Origin of the sequence: Bartonella sp. AP57NXGY, assembly GCF_042195805.1 — a bacterium.
Taxonomy (GTDB): domain Bacteria; phylum Pseudomonadota; class Alphaproteobacteria; order Rhizobiales; family Rhizobiaceae; genus Bartonella.
This window is the reverse complement of sequence record NZ_JBHIOZ010000008.1, coordinates 33,222-43,729: the sequence shown is the minus strand read 5'-3', so window position 1 is coordinate 43,729 and position 10,508 is coordinate 33,222. Positions and strand designations below refer to the sequence as shown.

The following is a 10,508-nucleotide window of genomic DNA, read 5'->3' as shown; positions in this document are numbered from 1 at the left end:
AGCCTCCATGACAGCCATACGCACTGCAATTCCCATTTCTACTTGCGTATGAATCATACTTTGTGGTCCATCTGCTATATCGGATGCAATCTCTACACCACGGTTTATTGGGCCAGGGTGCAGAATAATAGAATCATTTTTGGCATAGGCTAAATTTTCTTTATGTAAGCCAAAATAATGGAAATATTCACGCGTAGAAGGAATAAAAGAGCCTGTCATCCGTTCATGCTGTAAGCGCAACATCATGATAACGTCAGCATTTTTAAGACCTTCTTTCATCGTGTTAAAAACCTCAACACTCATATGAGCGATTTCTGCGGGTAAGAGTGTTGAGGGAGCAACAGCACGAACACGAGCACCCAAAGCATTGAGACACAGGATATTGGAACGGGCAACACGTGAGTGTAAGATATCTCCGCAAATCGCAACAGTTAATCCTTCAATACGACCTTTTGCCCTTTTAATGGTTAGAGCATCTAATAAAGCTTGGGTTGGATGTTCATGAGCACCATCACCTGCATTAATAACACAACAATCAACTTTTTGCGCTAATAAAGCTGCCGCTCCTGCACTGTTATGGCGAAAAACCAGTATATCTGGCTTCATCGCATTGAGAGTTGTAGCAGTATCAAGTAATGTTTCTCCCTTTTTTACAGATGAGTTGCCGATCGCAAGACTCATCACGTGTGCACCTAGCCTTTTACCCGCTAATTCAAAAGAAGATTGTGTTCGCGTAGAGGCTTCAAAAAAGAGATTAATTTGAGTCCGTCCATGCAAAGTAGATTTTATTTTATCAATTTTGTTAGAAAGGATAATATTTGCTTCTGCACGATCAAGCAATGTATTAAGATCTTGTACACTCAGATCTTTAATAGCTAAAAGATGTTGATGAGGGAAAAGTGGGAAAAAATTATCTTGCATCATAGCATTCTTCTTTATCTCTCTCTAAACAGGTTAAACAAGCATTTGTTTGAATATGATAAATGTTTCTTAACTCTAAAAAGACAAATAGTCTATGATATGAATGATTTGAATGTAGGAATATACCTATGAGTGCTGTATCTGCGCAAAATACTCGTCGAAAAAATACATTTCTTAGCGATACGCTTATGTTTCGTATTGCTTCTACTTTGCCTAAGTTTTTGTTAGCAAGTTTTGAAGAAATAGGGGATTTTGCCGCGAGTCGAGAAGCATGGAAACTTTCTTGCTTAGCGAATCATTATAAGCCTTTACTATGCTATAATGATGAATGGGGGCAACCAACAGAAAGATTAGAGATCCATTCTTCCTATCAAGCTCTTCAACAATATTCTAGACAAGCAGGTTTGGTTACCTCGCTTTGGGAAAATACGAGCTCAGAAAATGGAGTACGCTATCAAGCGCGTGCGATTCGTTTAGCTTTATCTGCTGGTTTAGAAACAGGACATTTGAATGAAGTTATCATAACGAGTGCAGCTATTGCTGTTTTAATTAGTGATATTGAGCTCTTCAAAAAATGGCAAAATGTACTTTTATCACGCCAATATGATTCCTCATCAAAACCTATTCATCATAAAAAGGCTGCTTCTCTAACTTGTGCATTTGACGATATTGAAAAATACGCTTTCAATTTTCCAAGTGTTAAGAAAATTTCTTTCGATGAAAGTATGGAACGTGATCTATATCGTTTAAATGTTGTAAAAACCAACGTTATTAATCCTACCGCTGACGGATATCTTGTTAGTGCAGATTTAGATGGTCATTTAAGTTGTTTTTTTATTCCACGCATACAAGAAAATGGCGCATTAAATGGATCTATATCGATTCGTCATTTAATTCAGCGTTCTGGAGAACTTTTAACACCAGAGGGGGTTGTCGACTTCCAAGGCAGTTATGGCTGGCTTTTGGGAAATGCTGGAGAAGGGCTTAAAGTTATTAAAGATATCGAGACGATGATGCGTTTCGATCAATCTGTCATATCGGCAGGTGTTTTACGAGCGGCTCTTCAATTTGGTATGGATTTTTTCCGGAAAAAAATACCCAATCAGCCTTTACCTCCACTGACAGAACGTATTTTTGCAGATATTGCATTAGATATAGCTGCCTCACAAGCATTGGTTTTGCGTTTAGCGAGAGCATTTGACAATGCAGCAAATGACCGTTCTGAAGCAGCTTTTGCCCGCATTATGACACCTATTATTGCTTATCATGTAAGTCAATTGGTTGTGCCTATTATTGGTGAAATTATTGCACAACTTGGTATTGAAAGTTTTATAGAGAATAATCCATTATCACAAATGTTGCATAATGGGCCTGCGCGAATTGTGAGAAATAGTTCTGCTAATCAATTGGTAAAGGATGCAATTCTTATTGCTGAAAAAGCACCGGGATTGTTTCAGAAATTGTTGGAAAAAATTGCTCTTGATATTGGACCAGCGGGACCCCGAGCAATTGAAATTATTAAGTCAGCAGGTGATATGGCATCAGCAAATGAAGGTGCAGGAAGATTTTTTGTTGAACAAGTAGCCTATGCAGCAGCAGCAGCAGCATTACGTTCTACAGACATAGAACATGTTGCGAATGCCTATATGGAAAGCCGCCTTGGGGGACAATGGAGATCTTCTTACGGGATGCTCATTGCACGATATAATGCAGGGCATTTGCTCAATGTCCTCTATCCTTCCATATGATGAAAGTTTTGAATTCTATTGAGAGCACCTTGCAATATAAAAGCGGCGGCTGCCGAATCAATACGGCTTGCTCTTTTAGCGCGCGATACATTCATTTCTAAAAGAGACCGTTCCGCAGCAATTGTTGATAAACGTTCGTCCCAAAAAACAAATGGAATTTTTGTATAAGCTTTCATATTGCTCACAAAAGCTCTGGTTGCTTGAACACGAGAGCCACTGCTTCCATTCATGTTAAGAGGTAAGCCAATGATAATAACGCCTACATTTTCACGGTCAAAAATTTTAATAAGTGTGTAAGCATCTTCTGTAAATTTTTTTCGCTGTAGTACAGGACGCGGATTTGAGACAGTCAGCCCCATATCAGAAATCGCAATTCCGATAGTTTTTGTCCCTAAATCTAAGCCTGCTATTGTTTGTCTAGGCAAAAGATGTTTTATAACTTCATCTATATTAATAACAGTCATAAAGGTATAATACGTTTTTTAATGTTTCAGATCTATAGTTATATTCTTTATTCATGTTATCTAATATTCTTGCACTTACAAGTGCACCCTTGTATAGCCAGAATAAAGATCAAATAAATAAACAAAAAAGCAGAAAGGCGTAAAGAGTATGTCTGTTGATCAAGAGACAGTCAAGCGGATAGCACATTTAGCAAGGATTGCCCTCCACGATGATGAGATAGAACCTGTGACAAAAAAATTCAATGCTATTTTAGGTTTTGTAGAGCAATTGAATGAAGTTGATGTCAGTGGGGTTGAGCCATTAACATCTGTGATGCCGATGACTCTACGAATGCGTGAAGATAGTGTTACAGATGGCGATAAAGCAGCAGATATTGTAGCCAATGCCCCTGTTACAGAAGAAAATTTTTTTCTTGTCTCAAAAATTGTTGAGTAACTTTTTATATTTTTGAAATTTGAGAACCAATATGACTGATTTAACAACTCTCACAATTGCGCAAGCTCGTGATGCTCTAACAAAGAAAAATCTCAAAGCAACAGAATTAACGGAAGCTTATTTACAAGCAATAGAGTTGGCGAATCCAACTTTGAATGCTTATGTAACAATAACAGCAGAACAGGCAATGAAAATGGCTGCTGAATCAGACAGTCGCTTAGCGAAAGGGCAGGGAGGGCTTTTGGAAGGAATTCCCTTGGGGATTAAAGATCTTTTTGCAACCTATGGTGTTCATACTCAAGCCTGTTCAAATATCCTTGATGGTTTTAAACCGCACTATGAATCAACTGTCACGGCTAATTTATGGCAAGATGGTGCTGTGATGTTAGGAAAACTTAATATGGATGAGTTTGCTATGGGCTCATCCAACGAAACATCATATTATGGTCCCGTTATTAGTCCATGGAGAAAAAAAGGCTCAAATGAAAAACTCGTACCCGGTGGTTCTTCGGGAGGATCCGCAGCCGCTGTTGCTGCACAAATTTGTGCTGGTGCAACTGCAACCGATACAGGTGGCTCAATACGTCAACCAGCAGCTTTTACTGGAACTGTGGGAATAAAGCCAACTTATGGACGTTGTTCGCGATGGGGCGTTGTCGCGTTTGCTTCATCTCTTGATCAAGCTGGACCTGTTGCTAGAGATGTTCGTGATTGTGCTATCTTACTCAGATCAATGGCCTCTTTTGATGAAAAAGATTCTACTTCCGTCAATTTACCAGTTCCTGATTATGAAAGTTATCTTGGTCAATCAATCAAAGGAATGAAAATCGGTATTCCAAAAGAATATCATGTGGATGGAATGTCTCCAGAAATTATTGAGCTTTGGCAAAAAGGAATAAATTGGTTAAAAGAAGCAGGTGCTGAGATTAAAGATATTTCTTTGCCCCATACAAAATATGCTCTACCTTCTTATTACATTATAGCTCCTGCAGAAGCCTCTTCTAATTTAGCGCGTTATGATGGTGTGCGTTTTGGTTTGCGCATGCCTGGGAAAGACATCATTGAGATGTATGAAAATACGCGTTCTGTTGGTTTTGGTGATGAAGTCAAACGGCGCATTCTGGTTGGGACTTATGTTCTTTCATCAGGTTATTATGATGCCTGTTATTTAAGAGCTCAAAAAGTAAGAACACTCGTAAAACGTGATTTTGATCAATGTTTTGCTTCAGGCATTGATGCTATTTTGACACCAGCAACACCAACATCTGCTTTTGGTATTGCTGATGAAAAAATAAAAAATGATGCTGTAGCAATGTATCTTAATGATATTTTTACTGTACCAGTTAATATGGCTGGATTACCAGGAATTTCTGTTCCTGCTGGTCTGTCATCAAATGGTTTACCTCTAGGATTGCAATTGATTGGTAAACCTTTTTCTGAAGAAGTCATTTTTCAGATAGCGCACATTATTGAACAAGAAGCAGGAATATTCAGTGCAGAAAAATGGTGGATGTAATAGTCAAAATTCACAAAGGAGCATTTCTCATCCTTAATGAGAAATGCTCTTTTAAATGGTGGAGGGAATGAGCTCTATTTCCTTAATTCGTAGTCTTACCCACCAAGATAGGCTTCTTTAACACGCGAATCAGAGAGCATAGTTTTTCCTTCACCGTGAAATAAAATATGTCCTACCTCTAAAATATAAGCATAGTCAGCTATGGAAAGTGCAGCAAATGCATTTTGTTCAATAAGAAGAACAGTTTTCCCCATATCATTAATTTTTCGAATAATCGAAAAAATTTCTCGAACGAGAAGTGGTGCTAACCCCAACGAGGGTTCATCTAATATGACCATATCAGGATTGCTCATGAGTGCACGGCCCACAGCAACCATCTGTTGTTCACCACCTGACATTGTTCCTCCCAACTGTTTTGCTCTTTCACGTAGGCGCGGAAAAAGGTCAAATATCCATTCAATATCACGGGAAATTCCCTGCTTATCGTGACGAATATAAGCACCTAGATGAAGATTCTCTAAAACAGTGAGATGGGGCATGATACGTCGTCCTTCAGGGCTTAAAGCAATCCCTAATCGCAAAATCTCTTCTGGTGATTTTTTAATAATAGATTTGCCATTATAGGTAATTTCTCCATAAACAGAGCGATTAAGCCCTGTAATAGAACGTACAATACTGCTTTTTCCTGCACCATTGGCTCCAATTAAAGTGACAATACTGCCCCGCTTTATGGACATAGAAAGATTTTGGACAGCTTTAATGGCGCCATAATGAACGTAAAGATTTTTTATTTTAAGAATATCCATAAACATCTCCGCCAAGATAAGCTTCAATAACTTTAGGGTTATTACGAATTTCATCTGGTGTACCACTGGCAATGCAACAGCCATATTCCATAACCAAAATATGTTGGCAAAGCCCCATAACCACTTTCATATCGTGCTCAATAAGAAGAATTGTAAGATCAAAGTCTTTTTGCACTTTTGCTATGAATTTTCTAAGATCTTCACTTTCTTGTGGATTCATGCCAGCAACAGGTTCATCAAGAAGAAGCAATTTGGGCTTTGTGGCTAACGCACGTGCAATTTCTAGACGTCGTTGCACACCATAAGGTAAAGCTGTTGCCGATTGATTGGCAAGATGATCAAGTTGTAGCTGTTCAAGGAGCTCCAAGGAATTTTTATAAACTTCCTTCTTTTCTTTTATTGCTTTTGAAAAAAAGAGAGCTGAAGAAAACCAAGGATATTTTTGTCGAACATGCGCTCCTACCATAACATTCTGCAAAACCGTTAACCCTGAGAAAAGACGAATATTTTGAAATGTTCTGGCAATATGGCTTCTACAGATAATATAAGGAGACGCTCCAGAAATTTTTTTCTCATCAAAAAGAATGATGCCGCTTGTAGGAGCATAAAATCCAGAAATCATATTGAAAACTGTTGTTTTTCCAGCACCATTGGGACCAATTAATCCAGTAATACTTCTTCGTTTAATTGCCATATTAACATTATTTACAGCAACTAATCCGCCAAAACGCATTACAATATTATTGAGTGAAAGGATATTGTCGTTCATAGCTTTCCCTCAGTATTAGAAAGCTTTTTGCGTGTCAAAAAGCTATAAATTCCATTCCATGAAAATTCTCGTTGTCCCATTAACCCTTTTCTCCAAAACAAGATAATTACCAGCAATAAAAGAGAAAAAACAACCATACGAAGCCCTGGGGTTTCTGGAATATGTATAAAACCTAAGTCAAATGGACTTTCAATGATACGAAGCCATTCAAGCATGACTGTAATAATAATGCTGCCAATAATGCTCCCTGTAATTGAACCGAGACCACCAGCAACAACAATCATTAAAATATTAAAAGTCAGAAGAAAATTAAACATTTTTGGATCAATGGTTGAAATAAGAGCCGCCATTAATGCGCCACCTATACCTGCAAAAAATGCTCCAACAGTAAAGGAAAAACTACGGTAGAAAAAAGCATTAATTCCCATAGTTTTCGCAGCTATTTCATCATCACGGATAGCACGTAATACGTTACCAGTATTGCTTTGCAGTAAGAGGACAATAAAGAGAACTGTAAATGCTAGCCAACCATAGTTCCACCATAATGTTGCATTTTGAGGTATTCCTTTGATTCCCAAAGAGCCATTTGTGAGCGATGTTGCGTTCGTAATGACAATGCGAATAATTTCCGCAAAACCTAATGTTGCAATTCCAAGATAATCGCCACCAAGACGCAATATTGGTAAAGCAATTAATAAACCTACAACAGCAGCACACAAACCACTTACGACAACAGCGATAAAAAAAGGTAACTGCAAATGATATAATGGTTCAGCAATAGGATCAAGAATCCACATCATTTCTTTTTGTTCAGGGGAAAGAAGTAAAATTGCGCAAACATAAGCACCAATAGCCATAAATCCAGCATGTCCAAGAGAAAACATACCTGTGAAACCGTAAATCAAATTAAGCGAAATTGCCAATATCGCATTAATAGCAATCAGATTGATGATACGAAGCGTATAGTCATTAAAATGGCTATCAGCATAAAATAAAAAACCTATGAGAACTAAAACACTTATACACGATAAAACAGTTGTCGCTGACTTTGCCATTAGATTTTCTCCTGATTTCTTTTACCCATTAATCCTGTGGGCAATATCAATAGAATCAGAATCAATAAAATGAAAGCGAAGGCATCTCGATATCCAGATAGCGCGGGGAAAAATGCGATAATCATAATTTCAATAAACCCTAATAACAATCCTCCCAACATTGCTCCTGGTATCGAACCAATACCTCCGATAACAGCAGCAATAAATGCTTTGAGACCAGGAAGAACACCCATATAAGGCTGAATTTGAGGATAACGTAAAGACCACATAATGCCTGCTATGGCGGCAAGAGCTGAGCCTATTCCAAATGTAAACGCAATAACTTTATTGACAGACACACCCATCAAACGTGTTGTTTCAATATCATGGGAGATTGCGCGCATAGCAAGACCCGGTTTTGTTTTATGGATAATCCATAATAGTAATAAAATAAGAATTAATGACACAAAGGGAACGATCAGAGACATGGGAGCAATTCTGATGATACCATCTGCTCCTGATCCTAGATGCCATAAAAATGGTGTTACAAGAAAGTCTGGCTGTTGTACACCTTTCGGAACACCACTAAAGAGTACAGTAGCAAGATTTTCAATAAAAAAAGAAACACCAATTGCACCGATAAGTGCCGAAATACGCGGAGCATGGCGTAGAGGTTTATAAGCAAATTGATCAACAGCAACACCCACAGCACTTGTAATAAAAATGGAAAAACAAAGAGCTAAAACCCAAATCGGTGTAAAGTCTTGCGGGGAAATTTTAAAATAATAAACAAATCCTAGCGCAAGAATTAAAAAAGCAGCAATCCAATAAATTGGAGGACGCCTTTTAAAGCCTATAAAGACCGAATAATAAACAAGAGCAGCAAGGAACAAAAGAAGAAAAGCTGCCCAAGCAGGCATAAAGCCAATTGTGGAAAAGAAAACAAAATATGCTCCCAGCATAAAGATATCACCGTGAGCAAAATTAATGAGTCTCAGTATACCGTAGACCATGGTGTAGCCAATAGCAATAAGCCCATAAAGAGATCCCAATGCCAGTGCATTAAAAAAGTACTGGATGAACATTTCAGTGCTCATCTCTCATCCTTCCACATTTGTTAATTTACATAGGACAATAAGAAATTTCTAAGTTTTTGGTTGAGAAAAAGATCCTCAACCAATTCTTGCATTTTAATAAGCACAACTTTTTAATTAAAAAGCAGGTTTAACTTCTTCTAAATAAACACGTTTTCCATCCTGTATTTTAATGATACCAATAGGAATTTTAGGGTTATGATTTTCATCCATTGACATATCCCCAAAGGGGGTAGGAAAATCTTTTAATTGGCTAAGTGCGATAGTAATTTTTTCACGATCAGTGCTACCAGCATTTTCAATAGCCTTCATGAACATCATATAACTCGTGTATCCCAAAACAGAATTGATATTTGGCTCTTTGTCTGGGTAAGCTTTTTTCCATTCTTTTGTGAATTCTTGCGCAGCTACTGACATATTTGGCATATCCTCACTATAGGGAAGTGTCGTATGTAAGAAACCTTCTGCAGCTTTTCCTGCAATCGTAATGGTTTCTGGATTATCCATAGCATCTCCACCCATAATTTGAAACTTAGCCCCTAATTCTCGTGCTTGTTTCATGATGATAGCACCTTCAGAAAAGTAAGATGGAATGAATAAGATATCAGGTTTCTGGGCGATAATTTGCGTGAGAACAGCTGAAAAGTCCTGATCCCCAGAATTATAATTTAAATTTGAGATAACTTCACCACCTAATTTTTTGAAAGCACGCGTAAAATAACTTGCAAGACCAATAGCATAATCGCTTGAAATATCTTTAAGGATAGCAGCCTTTTTTGCGTGTAAAGTTTGGCTTACATAAGTTGCGATTCCTACTCCTTGATAGGAATCAATAAAGCAAGCACGAAAGTAATATTTTTTACCCTGTGTAACAAGGGGACTTGTTGAGGACGTTGCAATGGTTGGAGTCTTTGCCTTTTCAGATATTTCACCACCTGCTAACGAAAGTGAAGAACCATAGCTACCAATGATTCCACTCACTTTTTCACTTGCTGTTAAACGCATAACAGCATTAGCCGCTTCTACTTTATCAGATTTATTATCAATAATAACAAGTTCCACTTTACGTCCTAAAATTTCTGGAACTTTTTTATGGGCTAATTCTATACCTCTAATTTCAAGCTGACCTCCAAATGCATTTTGACCACTTAATGGAAGATAAACACCAATCTTAATAGGTTCACTCGCATAAACATTTGCTGTAAATGCCATAAATGCTGCGATTATCGTAAGGATTTTCTTCAATTGCATTGCGCATTTTCCTTAATTGAATTGTCGTTTTTTCACCTTATATTGAACTTCTTCATCATGCAAGTTACACATTAATCAAAATATCATTATGTAAAAAAACTTTTATATGACCTCTTTTGTAGGGCACTCCTTGTAAGGTATGTAAAGTGTACAATCAAATAGTTTTATAAATATTCATGTTGATATTCTCTGACATTAACATAGAAGATACGACAATGTGGGGAAATCTTATCTTGGGGCTTGCGTGTTGATACAAGAGCAATGTTTACTTAAACCTAGAGAATCAATATCGTACAATTTACAAGCTACAGGATCACGTTATTATGACGAGTAAGGATGCATTAAAGGATTGTTCCCCATCTGAGGATAGTATAGGTGCTTGTGGGGAGATTATCGAAATCAGTGGTGTCATTAAGTGGTTTGATGGTAGTAAGGGGTATGGATTTATTGTACCTGATTTACCTCATTT

General features: G+C 37.6%; 10 protein-coding genes and 1 pseudogene. 4 read left to right on the top strand and 7 right to left on the bottom strand.

All coding sequences use genetic code 11. The features are described 5' to 3' along the window. On the bottom strand, positions 1 to 924 hold a 924-nt coding region (locus tag ACFIL8_RS02480), incomplete at its 3' end, for an aspartate carbamoyltransferase catalytic subunit (RefSeq protein ID WP_375688842.1). A 125-nt stretch (positions 925 to 1,049) separates the two neighbouring features. Here ACFIL8_RS02480 and ACFIL8_RS02475 point away from each other — a divergent pair. Beyond that, positions 1,050 to 2,669 (top strand): acyl-CoA dehydrogenase family protein, encoded by a 1,620-nt coding sequence (locus tag ACFIL8_RS02475; protein ID WP_375613414.1) that lies wholly within the window; start codon positions 1,050 to 1,052, stop codon positions 2,667 to 2,669. Here the strand turns inward: ACFIL8_RS02475 and ruvX are convergent. After that, positions 2,654 to 3,133 (bottom strand): Holliday junction resolvase RuvX, encoded by a 480-nt coding sequence (gene ruvX / locus ACFIL8_RS02470; protein WP_375611932.1) that lies wholly within the window; start codon positions 3,131 to 3,133, stop codon positions 2,654 to 2,656. The genes ACFIL8_RS02475 and ruvX overlap by 16 nt on opposite strands. A gap of 148 nt (positions 3,134 to 3,281) precedes the next feature. Between ruvX and gatC the strand changes: the two genes are divergently transcribed. Both gatC and gatA read left to right on the top strand, forming a co-directional pair. Then, positions 3,282 to 3,569 (top strand): Asp-tRNA(Asn)/Glu-tRNA(Gln) amidotransferase subunit GatC, encoded by a 288-nt coding sequence (gene gatC / locus ACFIL8_RS02465; RefSeq protein WP_375606898.1) that lies wholly within the window; start codon positions 3,282 to 3,284, stop codon positions 3,567 to 3,569. Between the two features lie 31 nt (positions 3,570 to 3,600). Next, positions 3,601 to 5,085: an Asp-tRNA(Asn)/Glu-tRNA(Gln) amidotransferase subunit GatA gene (gene gatA, locus ACFIL8_RS02460; protein WP_375611931.1), complete on the top strand. Its 1,485-nt coding sequence runs from the start codon at positions 3,601 to 3,603 to the stop codon at positions 5,083 to 5,085. A 95-nt stretch (positions 5,086 to 5,180) separates the two neighbouring features. Here the strand turns inward: gatA and ACFIL8_RS02455 are convergent, their stop codons facing one another. The 5 genes from ACFIL8_RS02455 to ACFIL8_RS02435 all read right to left on the bottom strand — a co-directional run bounded on the left by ACFIL8_RS02455 (position 5,181) and on the right by ACFIL8_RS02435 (position 10,039). Further along, entirely contained in the window at positions 5,181 to 5,891 is a 711-nt protein-coding gene (locus tag ACFIL8_RS02455; protein ID WP_273791026.1) for an ABC transporter ATP-binding protein, read from the bottom strand. Then, positions 5,878 to 6,660: an ABC transporter ATP-binding protein gene (locus tag ACFIL8_RS02450; RefSeq protein ID WP_375613415.1), complete on the bottom strand. Its 783-nt coding sequence runs from the start codon at positions 6,658 to 6,660 to the stop codon at positions 5,878 to 5,880. Before ACFIL8_RS02450 ends, ACFIL8_RS02455 begins: the two co-directional genes overlap by 14 nt. Beyond that, on the bottom strand, positions 6,657 to 7,715 hold the full coding sequence (locus ACFIL8_RS02445) for a branched-chain amino acid ABC transporter permease (protein ID WP_375611929.1): 1,059 nt from the start codon (positions 7,713 to 7,715) through the stop codon (positions 6,657 to 6,659). The genes ACFIL8_RS02450 and ACFIL8_RS02445 overlap by 4 nt, the downstream gene beginning before the upstream one ends. Next, a complete protein-coding gene (locus ACFIL8_RS02440; protein WP_375611928.1) occupies positions 7,715 to 8,791 on the bottom strand; it encodes a branched-chain amino acid ABC transporter permease in 1,077 nt (358 codons plus the stop codon). Before ACFIL8_RS02440 ends, ACFIL8_RS02445 begins: the two co-directional genes overlap by 1 nt. A gap of 114 nt (positions 8,792 to 8,905) precedes the next feature. Next, positions 8,906 to 10,039 (bottom strand): ABC transporter substrate-binding protein, encoded by a 1,134-nt coding sequence (locus ACFIL8_RS02435; protein WP_273791030.1) that lies wholly within the window; start codon positions 10,037 to 10,039, stop codon positions 8,906 to 8,908. Between the two features lie 323 nt (positions 10,040 to 10,362). On the opposite strand from ACFIL8_RS02435, the pseudogene ACFIL8_RS02430 reads away from it, so the two are divergent. Next, a pseudogene (locus ACFIL8_RS02430) lies at positions 10,363 to 10,508 on the top strand (cold-shock protein); the annotation flags it as partial.